Origin of the sequence: Lachnospira sp., assembly GCF_016290755.1 — a bacterium.
Lineage (GTDB): Bacteria > Bacillota > Clostridia > Lachnospirales > Lachnospiraceae > Lachnospira > Lachnospira multipara.
This window is the reverse complement of record NZ_JAEEVD010000019.1, coordinates 14704-41469: the sequence shown is the minus strand read 5'-3', so window position 1 is coordinate 41469 and position 26766 is coordinate 14704. Positions and strand designations below refer to the sequence as shown.

General features: G+C 36.7%; 22 protein-coding genes and 1 pseudogene. All 23 read right to left on the bottom strand.

Annotation, left to right across the window (positions count from 1 at the left end):
* A pseudogene (locus QVA17_RS06475) lies at positions 1 to 716 on the bottom strand (SGNH/GDSL hydrolase family protein); the annotation flags it as partial.
* 77 nt (positions 717 to 793) lie between these two features.
* A complete protein-coding gene (locus QVA17_RS06470; RefSeq protein ID WP_287387161.1) occupies positions 794 to 3424 on the bottom strand; it encodes a TetM/TetW/TetO/TetS family tetracycline resistance ribosomal protection protein in 2631 nt (876 codons plus the stop codon).
* A gap of 9 nt (positions 3425 to 3433) precedes the next feature.
* The gene (aguB, locus tag QVA17_RS06465; RefSeq protein ID WP_103953377.1) at positions 3434 to 4318 is read right to left on the bottom strand and encodes an N-carbamoylputrescine amidase; all 885 of its coding nucleotides are present in this window, start codon (positions 4316 to 4318) and stop codon (positions 3434 to 3436) included.
* Positions 4319 to 4339: 21 nt separating this feature from the next.
* On the bottom strand, positions 4340 to 4978 hold the full coding sequence (locus QVA17_RS06460; RefSeq protein ID WP_287387160.1) for a hypothetical protein: 639 nt from the start codon (positions 4976 to 4978) through the stop codon (positions 4340 to 4342).
* A 48-nt stretch (positions 4979 to 5026) separates the two neighbouring features.
* Positions 5027 to 6160: an agmatine deiminase gene (gene aguA, locus QVA17_RS06455; protein WP_287387158.1), complete on the bottom strand. Its 1134-nt coding sequence runs from the start codon at positions 6158 to 6160 to the stop codon at positions 5027 to 5029.
* A gap of 143 nt (positions 6161 to 6303) precedes the next feature.
* Positions 6304 to 7533, bottom strand: coding sequence for a carboxynorspermidine decarboxylase (nspC, locus tag QVA17_RS06450; RefSeq protein WP_287387157.1), 1230 nt, complete (start codon positions 7531 to 7533; stop codon positions 6304 to 6306).
* A gap of 71 nt (positions 7534 to 7604) precedes the next feature.
* Complete coding sequence (locus QVA17_RS06445; protein ID WP_074521768.1) at positions 7605 to 8864, bottom strand: saccharopine dehydrogenase family protein; 1260 nt, start codon at positions 8862 to 8864, stop codon at positions 7605 to 7607.
* A gap of 18 nt (positions 8865 to 8882) precedes the next feature.
* Positions 8883 to 9740, bottom strand: a complete 858-nt coding sequence (speE, locus tag QVA17_RS06440; protein ID WP_027432216.1) for a polyamine aminopropyltransferase — start codon at positions 9738 to 9740, stop codon at positions 8883 to 8885.
* A gap of 14 nt (positions 9741 to 9754) precedes the next feature.
* Positions 9755 to 11197 (bottom strand): aminotransferase class I/II-fold pyridoxal phosphate-dependent enzyme, encoded by a 1443-nt coding sequence (locus tag QVA17_RS06435; RefSeq protein ID WP_027432215.1) that lies wholly within the window; start codon positions 11195 to 11197, stop codon positions 9755 to 9757.
* 874 nt (positions 11198 to 12071) lie between these two features.
* Positions 12072 to 13460, bottom strand: coding sequence for a sodium-dependent transporter (locus QVA17_RS06430; RefSeq protein WP_287387151.1), 1389 nt, complete (start codon positions 13458 to 13460; stop codon positions 12072 to 12074).
* A 17-nt stretch (positions 13461 to 13477) separates the two neighbouring features.
* Positions 13478 to 14221, bottom strand: coding sequence for an alpha/beta hydrolase (locus QVA17_RS06425; RefSeq protein ID WP_287387149.1), 744 nt, complete (start codon positions 14219 to 14221; stop codon positions 13478 to 13480).
* Positions 14222 to 14383: 162 nt separating this feature from the next.
* A complete protein-coding gene (locus tag QVA17_RS06420) occupies positions 14384 to 14944 on the bottom strand; it encodes a transcription repressor NadR (protein WP_287387147.1) in 561 nt (186 codons plus the stop codon).
* Positions 14945 to 15062: 118 nt separating this feature from the next.
* Entirely contained in the window at positions 15063 to 15920 is an 858-nt protein-coding gene (nadC, locus tag QVA17_RS06415; protein ID WP_027432211.1) for a carboxylating nicotinate-nucleotide diphosphorylase, read from the bottom strand.
* Between the two features lie 15 nt (positions 15921 to 15935).
* Positions 15936 to 17267 carry an L-aspartate oxidase gene (locus tag QVA17_RS06410; RefSeq protein WP_027432210.1) on the bottom strand — a complete coding sequence of 444 codons (1332 nt, stop codon included), beginning with the start codon at positions 17265 to 17267 and terminating at the stop codon, positions 15936 to 15938.
* Between the two features lie 26 nt (positions 17268 to 17293).
* The gene (nadA, locus tag QVA17_RS06405; protein WP_287387144.1) at positions 17294 to 18202 is read right to left on the bottom strand and encodes a quinolinate synthase NadA; all 909 of its coding nucleotides are present in this window, start codon (positions 18200 to 18202) and stop codon (positions 17294 to 17296) included.
* A 197-nt stretch (positions 18203 to 18399) separates the two neighbouring features.
* Positions 18400 to 19047, bottom strand: a complete 648-nt coding sequence (locus QVA17_RS06400; RefSeq protein WP_287387143.1) for a ribonuclease H family protein — start codon at positions 19045 to 19047, stop codon at positions 18400 to 18402.
* Positions 19048 to 19103: 56 nt separating this feature from the next.
* Positions 19104 to 19712, bottom strand: coding sequence for an HdeD family acid-resistance protein (locus QVA17_RS06395; RefSeq protein ID WP_287387142.1), 609 nt, complete (start codon positions 19710 to 19712; stop codon positions 19104 to 19106).
* Between the two features lie 61 nt (positions 19713 to 19773).
* Positions 19774 to 20223, bottom strand: coding sequence for a hypothetical protein (locus QVA17_RS06390; RefSeq protein ID WP_027432206.1), 450 nt, complete (start codon positions 20221 to 20223; stop codon positions 19774 to 19776).
* 164 nt (positions 20224 to 20387) lie between these two features.
* Complete coding sequence (gene prfA, locus QVA17_RS06385) at positions 20388 to 21458, bottom strand: peptide chain release factor 1 (protein WP_074521881.1); 1071 nt, start codon at positions 21456 to 21458, stop codon at positions 20388 to 20390.
* 94 nt (positions 21459 to 21552) lie between these two features.
* Positions 21553 to 22419 carry a peptide chain release factor N(5)-glutamine methyltransferase gene (prmC, locus tag QVA17_RS06380; RefSeq protein ID WP_287387140.1) on the bottom strand — a complete coding sequence of 289 codons (867 nt, stop codon included), beginning with the start codon at positions 22417 to 22419 and terminating at the stop codon, positions 21553 to 21555.
* 75 nt (positions 22420 to 22494) lie between these two features.
* Positions 22495 to 24051: a DUF1385 domain-containing protein gene (locus QVA17_RS12525; protein WP_330635157.1), complete on the bottom strand. Its 1557-nt coding sequence runs from the start codon at positions 24049 to 24051 to the stop codon at positions 22495 to 22497.
* Between the two features lie 198 nt (positions 24052 to 24249).
* A complete protein-coding gene (rpmE, locus tag QVA17_RS06370; RefSeq protein ID WP_027432203.1) occupies positions 24250 to 24453 on the bottom strand; it encodes a 50S ribosomal protein L31 in 204 nt (67 codons plus the stop codon).
* A gap of 295 nt (positions 24454 to 24748) precedes the next feature.
* Positions 24749 to 26674, bottom strand: a complete 1926-nt coding sequence (rho, locus tag QVA17_RS06365) for a transcription termination factor Rho (protein WP_287387139.1) — start codon at positions 26672 to 26674, stop codon at positions 24749 to 24751.
* Positions 26675 to 26766 lie beyond the last annotated feature (92 nt).

The following is a 26766-nucleotide window of genomic DNA, read 5'->3' as shown; positions in this document are numbered from 1 at the left end:
GCTAGGTCTATTACATTTTCAGAAAGACCAGCAATTCCAAGCTCCTTAATAGTCTTCATAACAAAGAATGCATTGACGTAGGCGCCCCATACATTAGTGTGAGTGTTATCCACACTTACCATGTTATTACAAGACCAAGCGTGAAGATAAGCAGTTTCCTCAACTCCAAGCTCCTCATAAAACTTTCTTGTAATCTCTGTCATATCAACTAGGGCAACATGTGTATCTGCTGCTAGCTTTCTTACTGCCTCTGGATAGTCGCCACCCTTAAAATCACCGTTATCCTCAGTGATGTGAAGCTGAACATTGCTCCAATTATCCTCAGTCTTACGTCTAACAATAGGTGTAGCAAGAATTGGCACCACTCCTGCTGTTCTTGCAGGTTCAATATAGTTTACATATAGTGAGTTTGCAAAACTTCCTTCTGTCTTATAGTCTCCCACTGCAGTTCTAAATCTGTCTACTTCAGCCTTCTCATCATTATGGCCAAAGCCCATAAGTAGGAAATCTCCAGACTCCATATTATTCATCAATGTTTCGTAATTTTCTTCTTTAGTAAAGGAAAGAGAACTTCTACCTGAAAGTGCAATGTTTACCACTTCTACCTTATCATTTAGGTATTCTCCCAATTTTGTTCCGTATCCATATCTTGGATAATAATACTTGTCTTCAAAACTACTAAGTGTAGAATCTCCAACAACCCATAACTTACTCATAAATCTCTCCTTTATTGCCAAAGCAATTTAAAATTGCGCATTTATAAGATTAATACATTGAAAAAGTTTTATCAATATTAGAAGTGTTTATTTAAGAAATTCTTTCGAAGTTCCTCTTCTCTCTTCTCCACATCTTCAAGCAATTCCCTTGCAGACATTAAAATGCATCCCTGACCTCTAATAATCACCTGTTCCACTCCATCAGAGGTTGCCACTGTTACATTTCTTTTTCTGCCATTTTCATGGGCAAATTTTTCTATGTAATGATCTGCAGTTTCCGCTTCCTTAGTGTAAACCACATGAATGTTATTAAGATTCACAAACTCTTCTTGATGTCCCTTTACCTTATAGGCATCAAAAACCACAATAAGCTCTGAATGAATTAGAGACTGATAATGCTGCATAATATCAAGGAGTCTACCCCTTGCCCCATCAAAATTAGTCTTTTGCAATTCATCAAGTTCTGGCCATGCATGAATAATATTATAGCCATCCACAAGTAGGTAATTCTTTGCACCTTCCTTGTTTTTATTGCCGTAAAGAGTCAAGTCCTTACCTACATACTTCTCAGAATACAAACTCTCCTTAGAAGAGTCTCCCCAGGCAGTTACATATCTTGCCCCATTATTTTCATTTTTCTTTCTCTTTCTTTCCTTAGCAGCATCTGACTTACTATTAGAGTAGTAGGTTTCAGATAGGATTCTATCTACTTCCTCGGTTCCAATCCACTCATCAGACACTGTTCTTGAGGCAGCTTTAGCATTTATTGGTCGAAGTGATACATCTCCTGTTGTATGTCCATTTTCTTCAATAATTTCACAGTGAGCGTGGTCTCTAACCTCAAACCATGGCACAGTATAGCCTGAACCATGGGCGCAAAATACAGAATCCACAGGGTTTCTTGTATCTCTTTCAGGATCATAAGCCTTAGCCTCAATTACTTCCTCACTATTGTGGCACTCCTTATAGCCTGCCATCTGTAAGCTAATGCGGCCCGTGCCCTTAGTGTAAGTATTAAGCTCAGCCTGATAATTTCCAATGGCTACTACTGGCGCCTCACCTTGAATTAAGCACTCATCTCCATTATCTATTAAATTAGAGCTGCCGCCCATTCTCTCAATATCTGTCATAGCCCTGCCAATATAGGCTCTATCAAGCCTAATCTCGTAAGCATAGTAAGGCTCTAAAATCACAGACTCTGCCCTCATAAGGCCCTGTCTAATAGCTCTATAGGTAGCCTGTCTAAAGTCACCGCCCTCTGTATGCTTAGGGTGGGCTCTACCATTTACCAAAGTTATAACCATGTCGGTTATGTTGGCGCGAATTAAGACACCTTTGTGATTTCTTTCCTGCAAATGTGTCAAAACCAGTCTTTGCCAGTTCTTATCAAGTAAGTCTTCGCTACATTCTGTTTTAAATATAAGGCCAGAACCTCGCTCGCCTTCTTCTAGCTTTAAATGTACCTCTGCATAGTGTCTTAAAGGCTCAAAGTGGCCAATACCATAGCTGCTGCCCTTAATAGTCTCTTTATAAACCACACTACCAGTTCCAAAGGAAACCTCAACGCCAAATCTCTTCTTAATAAGTCCTGTTAGAATTTCAAGCTGCACAGCACCCATTAGACTAACAATAATTTCTCTAAATTCTTCATTCCATCTAATATTTAGAGCTGGCTCCTCCTCTTCTAACTGTCTAAGGAGAGGTAGCATAACTAATGGATCCTTATCCTTTGGTAGAATCATCTTATACTCAAGGACTGGTGCTATCACTGCGGTATTTGCTAGATTTTCAATACCAAGACCTTGGCCTGCAGTTACTTCATTTAAGCCCACTATTGCGCAGACATCTCCTGCAGATACCGATTTTGCAGGGCTAAATTTATCACCATTATAGACTCTAATTTGATTTACCTTCTCCTCACCAATCATGTCTTTTGCCTGAAGGCTACCAGAAGTTAATTTCAAATGTACCAATCTATCGTTATTTTCTCTAGTTATCTTTACAACTCTAGCGCCAAAGTCTAGCTCTTCCTTGCCGCTATAAGTATCCTTACTATAATCATTAATTGCATCCAGTAATTCTTCTACACCCTCTAGTTTTAGTGCTGAACCAAAAAGCACTGGAAAGAGATGTCTTTTGTAAATTTCAGACACAATAGTTTCTTTTGAAACTTCCCCAGCTTCCAAATATTCATCTAAACTTTCATCTGATGCAAAGGAGATTTCCTCCATATCCTTTTTATTAAAATCAATACAGTTAGTGGAAAGTCTATTCTGTAAAATCTTTAAGACTCTTTCTTTACTAGCCCCTGCCTGGTCCATTTTATTCACAAAAATAAAAGTAGGAATCTTAAATTTAGATAGCAAATTCCATACTGTCTCTGTATGTCCCATAACACCATCTGCCTGGTCTATTACAATAACTGCAATATCTAATGCCCAAAGGTTTCTCTCCATCTCTGCACTAAAATCCACGTGTCCTGGGGTATCTATTAAATTGACTTCAAGGTCCTTATAGTTAAACTTGGCTTCTTTAGAATAAATGGTGATACCCCTATTCTTTTCCACTTCGTCCGTGTCAAGAAAGGCATCACCATTATCAACTCTACCAAGCTTACGTATAACTCCTGTTTTAAAAAGAATGGCCTCTGAAAGTGTGGTTTTTCCAGCATCTACATGGGCAAGCATTCCAATCGTAAGCTTCTTCATATTCTATTCCTACTTTTCTGATATTATTTTATACATGTCTGGTCTTCTATCTCTAAATAGGCCCCATGACATTCTATCCTTTTCTAACTCGTCTAAATCAAAGCTGTGGCAGATTACACCTTCCACATCTCTTCCAAGTTCCTCAACAATTTCACCTGTGTTATCAGTAATAAAGGATGAACCATAGAAGTTAAGACTTGATGTCTGACCTCCGTTAGCTTCGCTTGCAGTAACGTCCTCACGTCCAATTCTATTAGCTGCAATAACTGGCATTAAATTAGCTGCTGAGTGACCCTGCATAACTCTTCTCCAGTGTGGCATACTATCTAGCTCTAAGATTGGCTCACTGCCAATGGCTGTTGGGTAAAATAAAAGTTCTGCACCTAAAAGTGCCATAGAACGAGCAGTCTCTGGGAACCACTGATCCCAACAAATTCCCACACCAATCTTTGCAAATTTAGTTTCAAAGGCCATAAAGCCTGTATCTCCAGGTGTGAAGTAGAATTTTTCCTGATAATAGTGATCATCTGGAATATGAGTCTTTCTATATGTTCCAAGATTAGTTCCATCAGCATCAATAACTACAACGCTATTAAATAATCTTGTTATATCCTTTTCATAAACGCTTACAATTACTACAACTGATAATTCCTTAGCGACTTCTATAAAATGATTCACTGCCTTATTATCCTCTATACTTGTAGCAAAGTCATAATAATCGTATCTTCTCTCCTGACAAAAATACTGTCTTTCAAAAAGTTCCGGAATAAGGATAATATTAGCTCCAGCCTTAGCGGCTTCTCGCACGTACTTATCGGCTGTAGCTATATTTTCATCAACATTTCTTGTACAGGCAAACTGAACTGCTGCCACCTTTACTTCTCTTTTATTCATAAATCTCCTTTAGAATTAAATTTAGGCTGCCTTTAAATTCTTCTTTTTTAAAATGTAAACTAAAATCGATAATCCCCATGAACCGCCTACAATAACAATAAACCAAATTACTGAAGCAAGTACTGACTGTTCATGCACTCTTAAGAATGGATATGGTCCATACATAACATTTAGGGCATTAAGAGTAATTGTTACTGCTGCATAAATTACAGTTGGGATAAAATTAATTGCTGTATTTACAAATCTTAAATTCACTACATCCTCAAAGAATGTAAAGCTTATAAAGCTAATGATTGGGCAAAGTGTGTGGTAGTAAAGGTTAGCACCACCAAATAAATACCAGCCTGTCCACTTAAATCCTGCAAGTGGAATTAAAACAAATACAACTACTAAGAAAGTAAGGCACATACATGATGTAGCCATAAATCTAAACTTAGAAACGAAGTTATTTGTCTTTACTTCACCACTCTTAAAGCCTTCATAGCCTGTGATTACAAAGCACAAACTTGAGAGTAAACCAAGGATGTTACTATCCTGTGTGTAATATGAAAATAATCCAAGTCCGTTACTATGTATGCTTACGATTAAACCTACAATTCCCAATACAACTAGGCAAATGTTTAAACAATATGCCACTTTAAATTTACTATACTTATTCATATCTTTTTGCGTCTTTACGCACCTTTCTAAATAATAGGGCAAGCCCCTCTATTCTGGAATCTGCATTGTGATACAGTGGATGTTACCACCACCTACAATAATATCTCTTGCATAGATTCCTATTACTTTTCTATCAGGCATTAATGCCTGTAAAAGAGCGATTGCATCTGCATCTTTCTTATCGTTAAACTGAGGAACTAAAGCGATTCCATTGGCAATATAAAAGTTAGCATAGCTTGCTGCTAATCTCTCGCCTAACTCTCTTTCATCCTCGCCCTCTTCAAATTCATAACCTAATAAATCCTCTTCCTTAATAGTTACAGGAATATCTGGGATATATAACTTATGAACCTTTAGAGGAAGCCCATCGCAATCGGTCTCATTTTCTAAAACCTTTAAATCTGCCATAGACATTGCATACTGTGGATCGTCTTCTTTATCAGTCCAAGCTAAAACCACATTAGCTTCTGAGGTAAAGGCACAGACATTGTCCACATGCTCGTTAGTCTCATCATTATAAATTCCATAAGGAATCCAAATAATCTTTTTCATACCAAGGGTCTTTTTAAGGACCTCTTCAATTTCCTGCTTAGATAATTTAGGATTTCTACCAGGACTAAGTAGGCAGCTTTCTGTCGCTATTAAAGTACCCTTACCATCTGTATGAATTGAGCCACCTTCTAAGACGAAAGGGGCTGCATCAAAATAGTCATATCCTAATTCATTGCAAATGTTAATAGCTAGCTTATCATCCTCTTCCCAGTGGGCATACAAACCGTCATAGTCCCCGCCCCAAGCATTAAAGGAAAAGTTTACTCCACAAACAGCTTTGTTGTCTCCCAATTTCTTTACAAAAATTGGAGATGTATCTCTAGCCCAAGCATCGTTAGTATCTGCAATTACTATCTTAATGTTCTTATTTATTAAATCAGGATCAGCCTCATCATCCTTAGATAAAAGATAAGACTTAACCTCTTCTTCATATTCCTTACTTGCTACCATTATAAGCTCTTCATGTCTTGCAATATGTCTTGCAATTTCAGTAAAGACTTCCTTAGCCTTTACACCACCATTAGGCCAAGAACCTGGTCTAACGGGCCAAATCATAATGGTTGCCTTATGTCTATCATACTCTGCAGGCATTCTATATTCTGCCATACATGCTTTATTATCTATTCTCATTGTAACCTCATAAATGTGTGATGGGATTAAAAAATTAATATGCACAAACCGTGCATATTAATTTTATCATAATCTATTTAGTTGTGGAAAATTTAGTTTCATAAAATTTCTATGATCTTAAATCTAAGCTTTATAGACCTTTTCTAACTTAATCTTCCCTTAAAGTCTTCGTAGCCAAATTCCTTAATTATTCTACAATCTCCGTCCTTCATAGTAGCAATGCTTGGAAGAGGAATGCCATTAAAGGTATTATTCTTAACCATAGAATAAATTGCCATATCCTCAAAGATTAACTTATCACCTATATTTATCTCACCCTTAAAGCAGTAGTCTCCAATAATGTCTCCTGCAAGGCAGGTAAAGCTTGAAAGTCTATAGACATGACTGTAACCTTCCATGATTTGCTTACCCATGGCTCTCACTGGAGATATGCCATTTTTGTACATTTTCTTAATAGTCCAAATATCAAGGTCAGTATCCTCCACCTTAAGCGCATCTTTAAGGGGTGGAACATAAGGCATCTCAAGGACATCTGGCATATGACAAGCTGCCGATGCATCAAGGATTAGTGTCTCAATGCCGTTATCCACCTTATCAAGAACAGTGGTTACAAGGTAACCTGCATTAAGGGCAATGGCCTCTCCTGGTTCAAGGTAAACTTCGCAGTTATATCTAGCCTTCACCTGATTTATGCATCTAATTAAAGTCTCGATGTCATAATCCTCTCTTGTTATATGATGACCACCGCCAAAGTTTATCCATTTTCTTCCCTTTAAGACAAAATCAAACTTATCTAAAACCACTTCTAGTGTGGCCTCAAGGTCATCTGAATCCTGTTCACAAAGAGTATGAAAATGTATTCCATCCACACCATCTAGTAGCCTTGGATTAGCTTCTAGTGCTTCCTCTAATTTCTTTAAAGTCACGCCAAATCTAGAACCTGGAGCGCATGGGTCATAAATTGCATGGTCTCCCTGTGTAGAAAATTCAGGATTGATTCTTAAACCTACGCTAACCCCTGCTTTTTGCCAAACTGGTCTATGGTGTTCTAACTGAGAAATTGAGTTAAAGACTATGTGATCACAAATCTTAACTAGTTCTTCCATGTCTTCATCTTTAAAGGCTGGTGCAAATACGTGGTTTTCCTTTCCCATCTCTTCTTTACCTAGACGGGCTTCATAAAGGCCACTAGCTGTAGTTCCACTAATATATTTTGAAATTAAAGGGTAGGTGTAAAAGTTTGAGAAGGCTTTTTGTGCAAGTAAAATCTTACATCCTGCTGCCTTTTCAACACTTTCAAGCACTTTTAAATTTTCCTCTAATTTATTCTCATCTATTACGTAAGCTGGAGTTTTTAAGTCTCTTATGTTCATTTCTTACTCCCTTCTAAAAAAACTAGTAACGCCCGCCTAGTGACGCTACTAGTTTCCAATTAGTTTTATTATTATTCTACAATAGCTGGATTCTCATCAACAACCCATGGTAAGCCCCACTTATTAAGTGCTTCCATGTATGGATCTGGATCAAATTCTTCTACGTTAAATACGCCTGTTCCATTCCACTTACCTGTTACCACCATCATAGCACCAATCATAGCTGGTACACCTGTTGTATAAGAAATAGCCTGTGAGCCAACTTCCTTGTAGCATTCCTGATGGTCACATACATTATAGATATAAATTGTCTTATCCTTACCATCCTTCTTACCCTTAAAGATACAACCGATATTTGTCTTACCTACTGTTCTTGGGCCAAGTGTTGCAGGGTCTGGTAATAATTCCTTTAAGAACTGAATTGGAACGATATCAACACCGTTAATATTAACAGGATCTGTTCTTAACATGCCAACATTTTCCAAACACTTCATATGTGTAAGGTAGCTTTGACCAAATGTCATAAAGAATCTAATTCTCTTAATCTCTGGATAATTCTTTGCAAGAGATTCGATTTCTTCGTGGTGAAGTAAATACATATCCTTCATACCAACTTCTGGGAAATCGTATTCTCTCTTAATAGACATAGCTGGGATTTCTACCCAATGTCCATCTTCCCAGTAAGAACCTGGAGCTGAAACTTCTCTTAGGTTGATTTCTGGGTTAAAGTTTGTAGCAAATGGATAACCGTGATCACCACCGTTACAATCAAGGATATCTACGCTTTCGATTGTATCGAAGTAGTGCTTCTTAGCATAAGCTGTAAATACTGATGTAACACCTGGGTCAAAACCAGTACCAAGAAGGCCTAAGATATTAGCTTCCTTGAATCTATCCTGATATGCCCACTGCCATGAGTAATCAAAGTAAGCAGAAAATCCTGCTTCCTTACATCTCTTTTCATAAATAGCCTTCCACTCAGGATCTTCTGTATCCTCTGGTTCGTAGTTAGCTGTATCAATATAGTTAACCTTTGTCTTAAGACAAGCATCCATAATAGTTAAATCCTGGTATGGAAGGGCAAGGTTAAGTACAGCCTCTGGCTTATAGCTTTCAATTAAAGCTACTAATTCATCTACATTATCTGCATCTACCTTAGCAGTTGTAATCTTTGTAGTTGTATTCTTTTCTAACTTTTCCTTTAAAGCCTCACACTTAGATACTGTTCTTGAGGCAATACAAATCTCTGTAAATACTTCGCTATTCTGACAACACTTTGTAATAGCAACCTGAGCTACGCCACCGCAGCCAATAATTAATAAACGGCTCATTATTAATCCTCCTTAAAATTAGTCTCTCTCTTCTTCTTCAAGCATATCCTCTACATATTTTGGAAGCATAAATGCGCCTTTATGTAGATTGGTTGTGTAGTAACGTGTCTTGATACCAAGCTTCTTCCATTCTGCTGGCTTAAAGTTGTTAATTGGATGATATTTTTTAGATGCAAATCCAAATAACCAATAACCGGATGGACATGTTGGAATGTGTGCCTGATAAACTCTGCTGATTGGGAAAGCCTTATAGGCCTTACGATGCATTTTCACACATTCTTCTTTGTCTTCCTCATAAAATGGACTTCCGTGCTGGTAAACCATTATACCGTCTTCCTTTAAGGCCTTATAGCAGTTGCCATAAAATTCCTTAGTAAAGAGTCCTTCTGTGTAACCAAAAGGGTCTGTTGCATCATTTATAATTAAGTCATATTCATCTGACTTGCTTCTTAAAAATCTAAGAGCATCCTGAATATAGACATTAACTCTTTCATCTTCTAGACCACAGGCAAGCTCTGGGAAGTGCTCCTTACAGACTTCCACAAACATCTCGTCTGGCTCTACAACATCAATTTGTTCGATTGTTTTATATTGTGTAAGGGCTGTGGCAACGCCACCATCGCCTCCACCAATGATAAGAACCTTTTTAACATTTGGATGAACCGACATAGGTACATGAGTTACCATTTCATCATAGATAAACTCATCCTTCTCTGAAAAAAGTATCTCACCATCTAGTGCTAAAATCTTGCCAAATTCATCAGATACCAATACATCGATTCTTTGGCAATCTGAAACTCCAGAAAATAGCTGCTTTTCAATTCTCATTGATATCTTCACATTAGATGTGTGAAGTTCAGAAAACCACATTTCCATATCTTAAAACCTTCCTAAACCAAAACCATTAAATTATTAACTTCAGGATCTTCTGTTCCTTGCATAGAACATCCCTTTTCCTTTACATACTCGATATACTCAATAATCTCTTCTGTAATTTCCTCGCCTGGTGCAAGGATTGGGATTCCTGGTGGGTAACACATTACATTTTCACCAGAAATTCTTCCCTTAGTTTCCCTAAGTGGAAGAGATATCTTGTTGGCATAGAAAGCTTCCTGAGGTGACTTAGCAACCACTGGGCTAATAAACTCACCTGTTAGCATACCAGTCTTGTCCTTCTTATAAATTCTTGCAATATCTGCAAGGGCACCAACAAGTCTTTCAATATCTTGTAATCTATCGCCAATGGAGATATAAGCTAAAATGTTACTTACATCGCCAAATTCTATCTGAATATCGTACTCGTCTCTAAGTAAATCATACACCTCAATACCTGCAAGTCCAATACCTAATGTGTGAATTGATAACTTTGTTACATCGTAATCATATACGCTAGTACCGTTAACTAATTCCTTACCATAGGCATAATAGCCACCTATGCTATTGATTTCCTTTCTTGCATATTCGGCCATTTCCATTACCTTTGAAAATGATTTCTCCCCGCGAAGGGCTAAATTTCTACGGGAAATATCAAGGCTTGATAGTAATAAATATGAAGCTGATGTAGACTGTGTTAGATTAATAATCTGTCTTACATAGTCTGCATTAACTCCTTTATTAGTAAGTAAAATTGAACTCTGAGTTAAGCTTCCTCCTGACTTATGCATGGAAATTGCTGACATATCAGCTCCTGCTGCCATACCTGAAATTGGTAGGTCAGGCTGGAAATAAAGATGTGTACCATGAGCTTCATCGGCAAGCACCTTCATTCCTGCTTCGTGAGCAATCTTAACTATAGATTTAATATCTGAGCAAATACCATAATAAGTTGGGTTATTAACAAGTACTGCCACAGCGTCAGGATTCTGTCTTATAGCTTCCTCCACACTTGAAACTTCCATTCCAAGAGAGATGCCTAAATCCTTATTAACCTCAGGGTTTACATATACTGGAATCGCACCGCAAAGTACTAATGCATTAATTGCGCTCTTATGTACGTTTCTAGGTAAGATGATCTTATCACCTCGCTTACAGACTGAAAGAATCATAGCCTGCACAGCTGAAGTTGTTCCACCTACCATTAAAAATGCATTCTCTGCCCCAAAAGCACTAGCTGTAAGGTCTTCCGCATCTTTGATTACAGAGATTGGATGACTTAAGTTATCTAGTGGCTTCATGGAGTTTACATCTATTCCAACACAACGCTCACCAAGTAATTCTACTAGTTCTGGGTTACCTCTTCCTCGTTTATGCCCAGGAACATCAAAGGGAACTACTCTTTGTCGTCTTAATTTTTCTAATGCCTCGTATATAGGAGCTCTTGTCTGATCTAGCATAGTACTTGCCTCCTCTTTATAATTTCTGTTTTTTAAGTTGTGTTATCGGACGCTGCAAAGCCGGAGGGCTTTTTTGCTCCGGACGCTGCAAGTAGCTTCGCCTTGCAGCTGCTTGTTTTGGCCGGACGCGACTCCGGCTTTGCCTTGTCGCTGGTTGTTAGGGCGTAGCCGCTTGGCTTACTTCTTTTATGACGCTGCAAGTGGCTTCGCCTTGCAGCTGGCTGTTTTGGCCGGACGCGACTCCGGCTTTGCCTTGTCGCTGGTTGTTAGGGCACATCCCTCTACTATTTAGTGACCTACGCATCATTTCGTGCTTCGCACTCTCATGATGCTGCAGAAATTCGCAATCCGACGCCTTGCGTCTACTTGCTCATTTCTGTTTGACTGTGCAATAGCACCGCTTTTGCATGCTAGCATGCAAAGCGTGCTGCTGCACAGTTTTAGTCACTAAAGTTTTAGTCACTAAAAAAGAGGCGACCATGCATACTCGCACAATCACCTCAATATCAGTCTGTTATAAAATGTAGAGAATTCCTATAGCATTACATGCAAATACGTGTTACTCTTTATTGACCGTTTAACAAGATGATGTGCTAATTAGCACCGATTATAAAGTAATCAACTTAAAAAACAGAGCTTTTGCTCAATCAATAACGTGGGTTTACCACACCGGCAACCGACCCGCCTGTCCGTTAGGCTTAACTTTTTAAATTAAATTTAAAAAGTGGTCATATTTGCATGAAAAGGGTTACTTCTCATACGCGCAACATTGTAGCAAATTTTACCTTTAGTGTCAAATTTTATCTCTAAAAAAAGAGTGAGCCACAAGGGTCTACCTCATAACTCACTCCTTTAATTTCCTTTTTATTTAATACTAAAAAACACCAAGACTCATAAGTAATAGGATAAATAGACAAACTGGAGCTATATACTTAATCATAATTGTGAATAAGCCCTTTCTGCCCATCTTATCTCCGCTTTTTTCTACTTCTTCAATAATAGCTTTTGGCTTAATTACCCAGCCTACTAAAATACATGTAGCAATAGCTGCTATTGGCATTAAGATACTGTTACTAATGTAATCCATAATATCTAGGATCTGACCTACTGCTCCGTTTGGAAGCTTGAATTCAAAGTAAAGGTCATTGTAACCAAAGCATACAAGGCAAGCAAGAATGAATGCAATAAAGAATTCAATAATTACTGCCTGACCTCTATTGTAGTTCTTATCGCTATCAATCATGCCAGATACAATAGCCTCAAGTACTGACATAGCACTTGTAATGGCTGCAAAGAGTACCATTGCAAAGAATACGACACCGATTAGATTTCCAATCTTACCCATTGATGCGAAAATCTTAGGTAATGCTACAAACATAAGGGATGGTCCTGAAGACATACCCTCTGTTCCTGAAAATACATAAACTGCAGGAATAATCATAACACCTGCAAGGAAAGCTACTACTGTATCAAAGATTTCAATCTGGTTAATTGACTTTGGTAAGTTAGCATCATCTCTTACATATGAACCATAGGCAATTAAGATACCCATAGCTACTGATAATGAATAGAATAACTGTCCCATAGCATCCATTACTACTGTAAAGAACTTCTTGATTGTTATTCCATCCAAGTTAGGAATTACGTAATATTTTAATCCCTGTACACCAGTTCTTACTACGCCGCTGTCATCTGTCTTACTAATTGTTAATGAAAATATAGCAATTCCCACAACTAATACAAGTAATATTGGCATAATAATCTTTGAAAAGGATTCAATACCTTTATTTACGCCCAAGTAAATTACAATACAAACTAATAATAAGAATATAAACATCATAACGATTGGTTCTGCTTTACTAGTAATAAAATCAGTAAAATAACCTTCTGTAGCTGCGTCAACGCCATGTCCTGTTATGAATGCAATTAGGTACTTTAATACCCATCCACCAATTACACAATAATAAGGTAATATGATAAAAGGCACGATGCTTGATAACCATCCAAGCCATGTCCACTTCTTATTCAATACACCATATGCTGTTAGGGGGCTTTGCTTAGTTTTCCTTCCTATTGCAATTTCGGCGGTTACTAAGGTGAATCCGAAGGTAAGTGCAAGCACAATATATACAACAAGGAATAGTCCTCCTCCATCTCTTGCTGCTAGGTATGGAAATCTCCATATATTTCCAAGACCAACTGCGCTTCCAGCTGCGGCCAATACAAATCCTATTGACCCACCAAAAGTTTTTCTTTTCTCCATAAGTAAATGTCCTCCAATTAGCTTTGTTCGGATATGAAATTAATTATAAAACCTGTTGTTATATCAATTTGATCCTTGTTAGTTATAGTAGCGTTTCCGTCGCCATCTTGCAAGCCATAACTTCCAAAAAATGAATGGCATCCACCTTGTATGACCTCTTCAACCCAGTTGTCAGGCAGATTTGACTTATTTTTCTCATAAGAATCTTTTTTTAGTACACCATCCTCAGATCCATAAATTGACAATACATTTATATTAGTTTTAGACAAATCCTTAGTGGAATAAGCTGCAAGTAGGATAAGGCCTGTGTACTCACTACTATGTTTACTTATATACATAGAAGCACAAGCTCCCCCAAGAGAGTGGCCTGCCATATACCAATCTGTTATTTCAGGGAAATTCTCCTTAAGGCCATCCGCTCTGTTAATTCCAAGAATAGCTAAGTTTCTTGGCATCTTTACTAAAATGCATAAAACCCCTTCACTGGCTAGTTCATGAAGTAATGGTGCATAGGAAGTGTACTCTACCTTTCCTCCGGGATAAAAGATAATTCCTGCCTTTACATCTCCTGTGGGACTAAATACCATATCGTTACTATCAAGCATATATACATTTACGTCATCATCTGATTCTAAACAAGTGTCCACATTTTCACTGGCCTTATAATAATCGGCTGTGTAGACAAAAAAAGTTGTAAACAATACTGCTATAACAAGCAAAACGCTTATTAAGACTCTTCGAATAATTCTTGCTTTCTTCATATAAATCTCCTTCAATAAAATAAGAGCGGATTTGATTTTCCGCTCCAAAGCTAGTAAGAAAAATCTTACTAGCTAGTAAATTATATTATATACTAAAAAAAGGACTAGAAAACTATTTTTTACGAATAGTTTCCTAGTCCATATTCTTTATTGTTCTTAGTCCTATATTGTTGTCTCTTCTTTACTCCAAAAATCTACTGGCTCATAATCCTGTAGTTTGGCTATAAATCCTAATCTTTGAAGCTCATCCCATATATATTCTAAAGTCTTTTCATCTGATGCTACAATTGTATGGTAATGATATCCGGAAGTTATATGCATAAGCAAGGTGCTTTTTCCGCTTTTAATCTCTTCCATATATTCCTTTATATCACGTCTTGAATGAATATTCATATCGGCCTTTAAAACGCCGTAAACTCTATGATATACGAAGATATCCTTAACCCAGCCGCCTAAATCCACGATTGCATTAAGCTCTGTCTCCACATCATCATCGGTATGATAAACTTTAAATACCCTAGAAAATTCCTCATTCTTAGCACTAATTACGTATCCTCTATTAGTGGAATAGATATCAATGTTCTTAGCTCTAATCAAGGCAATATCTTGAACTATGACCTGTCTACTTACATCGAATCTTCTAGCCAAAGCTTCACCAGACATAGGCTTATCTGATTTTTTTAAAATATCAACAATACCTTTTCTTCTATCTTCACCATTCATCTGGCTAATCCTTTCTAAATCCTATTATAGAATAATTATAATTAATTATCCCAAAATCTTCAACAAGGCTAATTATAAGGTTAAGACTTTTTCTAAAGTCTAGCTCATTTTCTAGATATTACTCTGTTGGATGAAGATTCTTTAAAGATAAGTCCATAATTGGTGCTGAGTGAGTAAGGGCACCACTTGAAATGAAGTCTACTCCAAGGTCTGTAAGTCTTTCAATGTTTTCCTTTGTTACATTTCCAGAAACCTCAACCTCTGCCTTCTTATCAATAATCTTCATGGCCTTTTCCATATCTTCATGGCTCATATTATCAAGCATGATAATGTCTGCGCCAGCTTCAATAGCTTCCTTAACCATGTCAAGATTTTCAACTTCAACTTCAATCTTTCTTACAAATGGAGCGTATTCCTTAGCTGCAAGGATTGCTTCCTTTACGCCGCCTGCTGCCCCAATGTGATTATCCTTAAGTAAAACACCATCTGTTAGGTTGTATCTGTGGTTATTGCCGCCACCAACTCTTACAGAATATTTTTCAAAAATTCTATTGTTAGGGCTTGTCTTTCTTGTATCAAGTAACTTTGTCTTAGTACCTTTAAGTAAAGAAGCCACGCTATTAGTATAAGTTGCAATACCGCTCATTCTCTGTAAATAGTTAAGGGCTGTTCTCTCGCCGCAAAGTAAAACTCTAATATCGCCATCTACCTGACCAATCTTTTGTCCCTTAGTTACCTTGTCGCCATCCTCTACGCTAAAGCTAACTACTGTTTCAGGGTCAAGTAATTTGAAGGTTCTTTCAAATACCTGAAGGCCGCAAATAACGCCCTCTTCCTTGGCAATTAAATCTACGCTACCCTGCTTCTTTGTTGGCATTACACTATTAGTTGTAACGTCTTCACTTGTAATATCTTCCTTTAACGCTCCTAAAATTAAAGGATCAACGTTAAGTCTTAATGTTACTTCATCAAACATAAATAATCTCCCATTCTAAGCTCTTAAAGCTTTATAAATTCTATTTTCCTCATCTATCTTATCTTTAACTAGTTTCTTGTAAGTCTCATTTAGAGCCTCTTCGTCCTTATACTTATCTAAATCCACCTCAGCAATAATCTTATCTGCGTTATTTACAATAAGACTTGCCTTAGAATCAAGCTCCTTGTTTGTCATATCAAGGGCTGCTCTTTTTGCAAATACAAGACTTTCAAGTAATGAGTTACTAGCTAGTCTATTTCTACCATGTACGCCGTTGCAAGCTGTCTCGCCTACAGCGTAAAGATTTTCAAAATTAGTCTTAGATTCATAGTTAACTTTAATTCCACCCATGAAATAATGCTGGGCTGGAACTACTGGAATTGGCTCCTTAAATACGTCATAGCCTGCTTCCTTGCAGTGAGCAATTATATTAGGAAAATGTTCCTCTAACTCTTTTTTAGGAATTGTACGTAGGTCTTCCCAAACGAATTCAGTCTTATCCTTTGCCATCTGCTTTTTAATTTCCTCTGTTAAAAGGTCACGAGGTAGCAATTCATTTACAAAACGCTTGCCATTCTTATCATAAAGAAGGGCGCCCTCACCTCTTACAGATTCTGAAATTAGGAAGCTTCTTTCCTTGTCATCCTTTGAATAAAAGGTTGTTGGATGAATCTGCACGTAATTAATATTCTTTAATTCGATGCCATGTTTAAGGGCAATTGCAAGAGAATCTCCTGTAAGGTGCTTAAAGTTTGTTGAGTGCTTATAGATTCCACCAATTCCGCCTGTGGCAAGAATTACTGTCTCTGCCTCAACTTTTACAAGTTCCCCATTAGCGTCCTTAACTACTGCGCCAACACATACCTGATCTTTTTCTATAATATCAAGCATTCTTGTATTTTCATAAAATGTAACATTTGGCAATGTCTGAACTTTTCTTAAAAGTGTTGATGTAATTTCTTTACCTGTTACATCCTTATGATAAATGATTCTGTTAGTAGAGTGAGCGCCTTCCTTAGTGTAGGCAAGGTCTCCCTTCTCATCCTTATTAAAGTCTGCACCGTATTCTAGTAGGTCCTCTACGACCTCAGGTGATGACTTAATCATGATTTCTACCGACTTCTTATCATTTTCATAATGACCAGCTTTTAGGGTGTCCTCAAAAAATGATTCGTAATCCGACTTGTCCTTTAACATGCACATTCCACCTTGAGCTAAGAAGGAATCTGAGCTTTCTAGGTCGGACTTAGTAATAATTGTAATCTTTTTGCTCGCTGGTAAATTAAGGGCTGCATATAGTCCTGAACATCCACATCCGACGATTAAAATATCTGTCTTGTTCTCCATAAATATACCCCTTTCTTTTATAGCTCCTACTTGGCTGCAAGTTCAAGCATGCGCTCAAGTGGAACTAAGGCCTTAAGTCTTGTTTCATCATCAACAAAGACTTCGTTACAGTCCTCTTCTAGACAATCTAAAATCTTATCAAGAGTGACTTTCTTCATATTGATACAAATCTGATCTGGCTTTAATAAATATAACTTCTTATCAGGTGCCTTCTTATTGATTTCTGCAAGTACACCATCAACTGTTCCAATAAGGAATTCTTCCTCTTCAGAATTTACTACATAATTAATGATTCCTGATGTAGCTCCAATGTAATCTGCCTCATCAAGTACATCCTTTGTACATTCTGGATGTGCTGCAAGTTTTGCATTAGGATGTGCCTTCTTAGCATTTAATACATGTTCCTTTGTGATTGCTACGTGTCTTGGGCAAAAGCCGTTATTAAGAATTACATTCTTCTCTGGAACCTGCTCAGCCACGAAACGACCTAGGTTCTGATCTGGAATAAAGAAAATGTTCTTATTAGGCAAGCTCTTCACAATCTTAACGGCATTAGAAGATGTGACACAGACATCAGAATATGTCTTTAGTTCTGCTGTTGAATTGATGTAACAGACTACAGCTAGATCATCGTACTCATCTCTCATCTTTAAAATCTCTTCCTTTGTTGCCATGTGAGCCATTGGACAGTCCGCTGATGCATCTGGCATAAAGACTCTCTTGTTAGGATTTAAAATCTTAGCACTTTCACCCATGAACTCTACACCTGCAAAGATTATTCTATCCTGGTCTACCTTAGTTGCTACCTTGCTTAAGTAAAATGAATCGCCAACGTAATCAGCTATCTCTTGAATTTCCTCGTCTACATAATAGTGAGCTAAAATTACGGCGTTCTTTTCCTCTTTAAGCTTTAAAATATCATCTACTATTGACATAAATCTCCCATCCGCAGTCCTTTCTTTGCTTGTCAGTATAGTTATTAGTTAGGTTTCCTAATAACTATACCTAAAGCCCCGTTTAATCTGCTAATAACGTTTAAGGTTAAACGTTGTAATGACTATACCACTAAACTTTACAACTGACAAGACAGTTGTAAAGAAAAACTGTTAAGTGTGTAAAAAAAATGGGAATCCTATTGGATTCCCACTGCTGCTTTTGCCAGTCTATCGGCTTCTTCATTACCTTCCACTCCGGAATGGCCTTTAACCTTGATAAAATGTATATCTATCTTATCTTTTACCGATTGAATATAGTCGTAATATTTAATTGTGCCGGTCTTGTTTCTCTTCCACTCTCCAAGAGCCCAGGCTCTAATTCCCATATAGTCAAAATAAATGTAGACTTCTGATAAGCCAAGTTCTATAGCTTTCTTAATAGCTGCCATACTACCTAGGATTTCTCCTGATACATTTCGCATTGAAGCCATCTCTTTATCGCTTCCTGATCCTTGTAACACGTACTTTTCCTTACCCACTATTAAAAATCCGCCATAGCCATAAACTCCAGTGGCAATATTAAAAGAGCCATCCACGAAGGCGTAATTGTCATCAATAGTCTCGGGTCTTGTGACATTTTCATTATTAGCCTTATTAGAGCTAGGAGCTTTAGTGCCTGTCGCTGTCTCATAGCCTATCTCCATAAAGGCCTTTGCCTCCTCTAGACTTGTAAAGCTCTTATATATTGCTCCCTTAAAGCCTGTAACCAAGGCCTTACATTCATCCCAACTTTCATAAATTCCAGGCTTTCTGCCTGCCTTTACTGCGTAATATTTCTTTGCCATATCTTTTCTAGTTAATAAAATTTCTAATAAATTTGAAACCCTAGTAGCATAGCTTCCTAGTTTGGTCTAAATTCATCCTTAACCTTATTAACTGCATCCTTTACTTCGTATTCTACTTGCTTTGCAATGGATGTGATTCTAAGGACTGAAACTAAATTTACAATGCCCTCATAAATTAAGATAACACCGATAAATACCATTAGTGTTGCACTTGTTGCAAAAGGATTAACTAAGGCTACTACCCCTAAAATTAGCATTAAAATTCCCGAGAGAATTTCAAGCCACCAAGAAGGAGAATTTAGTCTTTTTAATTCTATTGCATATTGAATCATTAACACGCCATTAATCATAACAACTATAGAAAGAATTATACCAAAAAATGCTGCTATTTCCACAGGATTTATGATAAAAAATAGTCCTAAGAAAATAAGTGTTAAGCCCTGCACCAAACCAAAGGATGCAAAAATTACTGATTTATCTGTTTTAAAGTAAGTAATTACTCTTAGAACTCCCCATACTAAAAATAGTGCGCCAAATATTCTACAGATAACAATCTGAGCTCCCATAGGCTCAATAATTAAGTATACCCCCACAACTATTAACGCAATAGACAACAAAATTATTTCGTTAATTACTGTCTTGATTTTTTGTAAAATCTTGTCCATTAAATGCCTCCTTGAAATTAATTGTCTTTCTAGTTTTCTACTCTTGCAGAAATAATCTATATTAAATTTTATTTCTACCTAATTTAACTAAGATAGCATTACGCTTCTTATTAATTAAAGATAGTTCCTGTCTTGCTGAGGAATCATCTCTTTTTTTCACGTCTTTAATAATATCCCCCAGTAGCTTTGATATAGGATTAATACCAAGTTCCTTAGCTTTTTCATCCATTTCTTTGGCTGTATTTAGTGCTGCGCTAAATTGCACGTTGGCAAGTCTTTGATCAAGCCTTGAAAAATCGTAGCTTTCAAGAAATGTCACCAGCTCTTTTATATATTGTTGCATGACTTTATCGGAGCCTATATCCATATCTTTAAATCTGGAATTTGAGATATCTGCTCCTAATCGTCTTAAATCACCTATATTCTTTTTTAGCATTTTATTCTGGATATGACCCGTTATGTCTAAGGGCTTTTTAACGCCTCTATCCGTAACATTTCTATATAATGCCATAAATTTACCTCTTACAAAAACTATAGGTATTATTTATATATTATACAAGAAATGAAGTTTGATAACAAGAAAGCAAAATCATAACATCAAAAATCATGATATTAAAAAAGCTAGGTACTAAAGCACCTAGCTAAAATCTTATCTAATTATTATTCTCTAAATTATTATTCGCCCATCTTAGCAAGCTTAGCTGCCTGATCTGCTGCGATACAAGCATCAATGATTTCCTGAATGTCACCATCCATAATCTTATCAAGCTTATAAAGTGTAAGACCGATTCTATGGTCTGTAACTCTACCCTGTGGGAAGTTATATGTTCTGATCTTCTCAGCTCTATCACCAGTACCAATCTGGCTACGTCTAGCATCTGCTTCAGCATCATGAGCCTTCTGTGTTTCTAAGTCGTATAACTTAGCACGAAGTAAGGCAAAAGCCTTCTCCTTATTCTGAATCTGAGACTTTTCAGTCTGAGAATAAATAACAATACCTGTAGGATAATGTGTTAAACGTACAGCTGAATCAGTTGTATTGACACACTGACCACCGTTACCAGAAGCACGCATAACATCAATTCTAATATCCTTCTCATTAATCTGAATATCAACTTCTTCAGCCTCTGGCATACATGCTACAGATGCAGTTGAAGTCTGGATTCTACCATTAGATTCTGTAACTGGAACTCTCTGAACTCTATGAACACCTGATTCATACTTCATGATTGAGTATGCTCCCTGGCCCTTAACCATAAATTCGATTTCTTTAAGGCCACCGATACCTGTTTCATCACCTGATAAAACCTCAACCTTCCAGCCCTTAGACTCAACATAATGAGTATACATACGGAATAATTCTGCTGCGAAAAGTGCTGCTTCTTCACCACCGGCACCTGCTCTAATTTCCATAATGATATCCTTATCATCGTTAGGGTCCTTAGGAAGAAGTAAAATCTTAAGCTCAGTCTCAAGTTCTGCGATTCTAGCCTTAGATTCTGCTAATTCTTCCTTAGCTAAATCCTTTAATTCTTCATCTGATTCTTCATCAAGAATAGCTAAGCTATCCTCAACATTCTGCTTATTAGTTTTATATTCTGTATATGCAGAAATGATAGGAGTAAGATTAGCCTGCTCCTTCATTAACTTTCTAAACTTAGCCTGATCATTAACTACATCAGGGTTTGCAAGTTCTGCATTAATATCTTCATATCTATTAACTGTATCTTCAAGTCTATCAAACATATCCATAAGATTAACCTAACCTTTCAATAACCTAATTTAACTCACACGAATATTTATTCTAACATTAGTAAAGAAACTATGCAAGATGTTTTAGTTAGAGGCCGTCCTCCAATTTAGCTATCACTACTCTATCAAGTCCTGAAAGGTCTTTATAAACTTCTATATTTACAAAGCCCTTAGAAGCCATAATATCCCTTACTTCCTCTGCCTGGTCACTACCGATTTCGTAAGCAAGATATCCATCCTTTTTTAGAAAATGTATCGCTTCCTCAGTGATCTTCTTATAAAACTTTAGTCCATCACTACTGCCATCTAGGGCAATATATGGGTCGTGTAACTTAACTTCCTTATCAAGCTCCTCTATTACAGCAGTCTTAATATAAGGAGGATTTGAAACAATGATGTCAAAAGAATTTCTTAAATTATCATTTAAGTTTTCAAAAAGGTCACTTTGCATAAAATCTACGGCATCTGCCCCAAGCTTTTCCTTATTGGCCCTTGCTACTTTAAGCGCTTCCTTGGATATATCAACTCCTAGAAATACTGCTTCTTCTCTAGTAAGTCTAGACTCTAGGGCAATTGTCTCAATAATACAACCTGAGCCTGTGCACATATCTAAAATGTGGTCGCCTCTCTTAACTAACTTAAGCACTCGCTCCACTAAATTTTCTGTGTCGTATCTTGGAATAAGCACACTACTATTTACATTAAATTCTCGGCCGTAAAAGTAGGCGATTCCTGTTATATGTTGTAAGGGTTCATGGCTAACTCTTCTATTTATTAGGGCTTCATATCTTAACTTTGTATCTTCATCTATGCTTTCTTCTCTTTTTAAAAAGAAGTCAGTTGAGGAAATATTAAGGCAATGAAGCATTAATTCTTTAGCGTCATAGCTAGCATTTTCAATATTAGCTGCTTCTAATATTCTACTGGCATTAAGAATCTCTTCCCTTATAGTCATATTTATCCTTTCTATCAAAAAGGACTGTAAAAAATATATACAGTCCTTTTGTTAATTCGTAATTTAATTATTCGCTTAATCTCTATGTCTTGTCTTAAAAGCTGGCATTTCAACTTCTTCTGACTCAGCCTTAGCTTCGATTTCTTCTACTTCTTCAAATTCAAAGCCTGCATCATCATCTTCTTCTGATAAATCTTCAATAGCTAAATCAAGGTCGCCCTCTGCATCAGCTGATACTTCTTCAAATTCAAAGGAATCATCCTCTAGGGCTGTTTCTGAAGTCTCGTTAGTGCTTACATTTTCAAAAGAATCCTTAGCTGGAACTTCTTCTACTTCTTCAAATACGAAGTCGTCTTCAATAGAAGCTTCAGTATCTTCTGCTACTTCTTCTAAAGGCTTAGTTACTGTAGTAAAGTTAGCACTTTCATAATTGCCTGCGCTGTGATTAGCTGGATTACCCTCAGCTTCTTCAAGCTCATTAATTGTCTCATAAACAGACTCTAAGCTATCGCCTTGCTGCGTAGCCTCAAATTCCTTAGCAGCCTTGATATACTTCTCTTCCGCTGTTAATTCCTTCTCGTCCTCTTCTTTATTCTCAACAACGATGGAACGTGTAGTTCTATGTCTCTTTCCAACCTGAGCTGCTGAAATTGAAAGCTCTCTTTCAGAATTTTCAATATCTTCCACGAGATTTTCTGAACCTTCATAATACTCTTCAACTAAGAACTTCTCCCAATCAAATACCTTCTCCACTGCCTTAATAGCAACTTCGATCATATCCATATCAGGTTCCTTAGTTGTAAGTCTCTGAAGCCACATACCTGGCTTACTCAAAGCTCTTGTAAACTTATTGTCATTCTTTCCAGCCCACATGATTAATTCATAAGAAAGGCCAGCAATTAAAGGGATTAAAAGCACACGGATAATAATCTGTGCTGCTGTATTCTCCACTCTAATAAAGATAAATAAAACAATACTAATAAACATTACAACAAATAGGAAACTTGTTCCACATCTCTTGTGATATCTAGAACTATTCTTAACATTCTCTGGTGTAAGTCTTGCACCATGCTCGATACAGTTAATACACTTGTGCTCTGCACCATGATACATAAAGGTTCTCTTAATGTCACTTAGCTGAGAAATTACCACAAGGTAGAGAATAAAAATCAATACTCTTACAATGCCTTCAAAGAAGTTTAACAAGCCCTTTGAAGCCACATAATTTGACAATAATCTTGATACTGCAAATGGTAGAATCATAAATAAGCCAACAGCTAAGAAAATAGATATAATAACTGTTACTGCCATAAGGATAGATTCAAACTTATCCTTAAAAATATTCTTACCAATCTCATCAATCTTTGTCTTTTCCTGTTCTGATGGATCTTCGTAAAATGTTGATGAATAGTTAATTACACCTATTCCTGTAAATAACGAATCAAAGAAGTTAAAGATACCTCTAATTACTGGGTAGTTTAACCATTTATATTTCTGTGTGGTCATCTTGCAATCTTTTACAATGACTTCAATTTCCTGGTCTGGCTTTCTGACTGCAACGGAATACTTATCCTTGTTGCGCATCATAATACCCTCTATGACTGCCTGACCACCAATGCCTGACAATTTCATTATCTAGTCCTCCAAATATTCTAGCTATCTATTATAAGCTAACATTAGCTAAAATTTATTCAATAACAAACATATTTATAATAACATTAGTTAGAGGCTTTAATCAAGCCTAAGAAAAGCCATCCCTGCGAATAGTCCTAAAGTTTTTATAAACTAAAAAAGATTGAGGCATACACCTCAATCTTTAATATTTTAATATTAGTTGTTAACACCATACTTCTTGTTGAACTTATCGATACGTCCACGAGCTGATGCTGCCTTCTGCTGACCTGTGTAGAATGGATGACACTTAGAACAAATTTCTACGTGGATCTCTTCCTTTGTTGAACCTGTTACGAATTCGTTACCACAGTTGCAAACAACCTTAGCCTGGTAATACTCTGGATGGATACCTTCTCTCATGATTTCACCTCTTTACAATTAAGAATAATTTATCTAATAATTGGTTATCGACTGATAGCATGTTGCCATGCGATAACTTGCATCGAATGATAACTTTGTATACAACGATAACTTAGTATCTATCGATAAACAGCTTTTATATTCTATCATACAGATATTAGTTATGCAAGTATTTTTTCTATCTATTCTATAGCATAAATAAGCAAGAAATACCACTATCAGCGCCTATTTTTATTTATTGTTTAGGATAAAATACAATCTAAAATTTCTTTTTAGGATTATTTTTTACTTGGATTTAAACATATCTTTCTTTAATAACTCTATTAATAAAGTCTGCGTTATTTCTAGTCTTAGTAAATAGGTCAATAACTCTTTCAGCGGATTCTTCTGCTCTGCTGCCATTTAAGCCCTTACGCATAATATTAACTGCCTCAAGCTCATCATTATCAAGCAATAAATCCTCACGTCTTGTACTAGACTTAATAACGTCGATGGCTGGGAAAATTCTTCTTTCAGATAACTTTCTATCAAGAACTAATTCCATGTTACCTGTTCCCTTAAACTCTTCAAATACAACATCATCCATCTTGCTTCCTGTATCTACAAGGGCTGTTGCAAGAATTGTTAAGCTTCCGCCTTCTCTCATATTTCTAGCTGCACCAAAGAACTTCTTTGGCATATGAAGAGCGGCTGGGTCTAAACCACCTGATAAAGTACGGCCAGAGGCCTGTACTGTTAAGTTATAAGCTCTTGCAAGTCTTGTAATACTATCAAGTAAGATAATTACATCCTGCTTTTGCTCAACTAATCTCTTAGCTCTTTCAATAACCATTTCTGAAACTCTTCTATGATTATCTGGCTGTTCATCAAATGTAGAATAAATAACCTCTACATTATCACCAGCAATAGATTCCTTCATATCTGTAACTTCTTCTGGTCTTTCATCAATAAGTAGGATGATTAAATGCATTTCTGGATTGTTTCTTACAACTGCCTTAGCAATCTGCTTTAAAAGTGTTGTCTTACCTGACTTAGGCTGAGAAACAATCATACCTCTCTGGCCCTTACCTATTGGGCTGATTAAATCTACCATTCTCATAGCTAATGAGCTTGAACCCTGCTCTAAATGGATTCTTTCATTAGGGAAAATTGGTGTTAATTTCTCAAAGGCAACTCTTTCCTGTGCTACGCTTGGATCTAATCCATTAACTGAAATTAAATACTGTAGAGCCTTAAACTTATCAGTTGTTGACTTTAACTTACATGGACCAACAACAATATCACCTGTCTTTAAGTTAAACTTTCTAATCTGAGTTGGTGATACATAAACATCGTCGTCACCTGGAAGGAAATTCTCACATCTAACAAAGCCGTATCCATCATTTAAAACTTCAAGGATACCATTAGCTAATGTTTCATCTGCTTCTAATTTAATATCTGTATTAACTACAGCCTTATTATAATTGTCATATCTTTGTGTGTTGTCTTGTCTTTGATTGTCATATCTTGTTGTATTATCTTGTCTTTGGTTATCGTATCTTGATGTATTATCTTGTCTTTGATTATCGTATCTAAAATAATTGTCCTGTCTTTGATTGTCATATCTTATTGTATTATCTTGTCTTTGGTTATCGTATCTCGTTGTATTATCTTGTCTTTGATTATCGAATCTAGAATAATTGTCCTGTCTTTGATTGTCGTATCTTGTTGTATTATCTTGTCTTTGATTATCGTATCTAAAATAATTGTCCTGTCTTTGATTGTCGTATTGTGGACTCTTATAATAACTCTTTCTTGGACTTCTTTGAGCATCCTTTGCAACATATCTTGTAATGTGCTTTTCTTCCTTAGCTACAGGCTTACTTTCTGCTTCCTGTGCCGGCGTAATATATCTTTCGTAACGCTCGTAACGCTGCTGCTGTGTTTCATTTTTCAAAAGATCTGTAACTGCATCTCCATCGTAATCTTCTGTACTTGTGGAAATGTCTTCGCCTTCAGTTTTTGTTTCGCTTTCCGTAACCACTGTCTTAGACTTTCTAGTCTTTTTAACTCCATCGTAGTTTGAAACTAGATCCTCCACTCTTGAATCTGACTGTGCAGTTTCCGTTAAAATATCAACTAAGGCACCTTTTTTTAATGTAGATACATTTTTTATTCCTAAATCCTTAGCGATCTGTTTTAAGGAAACCAAAGAAAGTTCTTCTAACTTTTCTTTCACCATAAAACCTCTCTTTCGATTGAAAATTTATAATAATAAAGGCAAAAATGCCAATTCACCCTATAACTTACAAAGTTCTTTAATTAGCTCTAGTT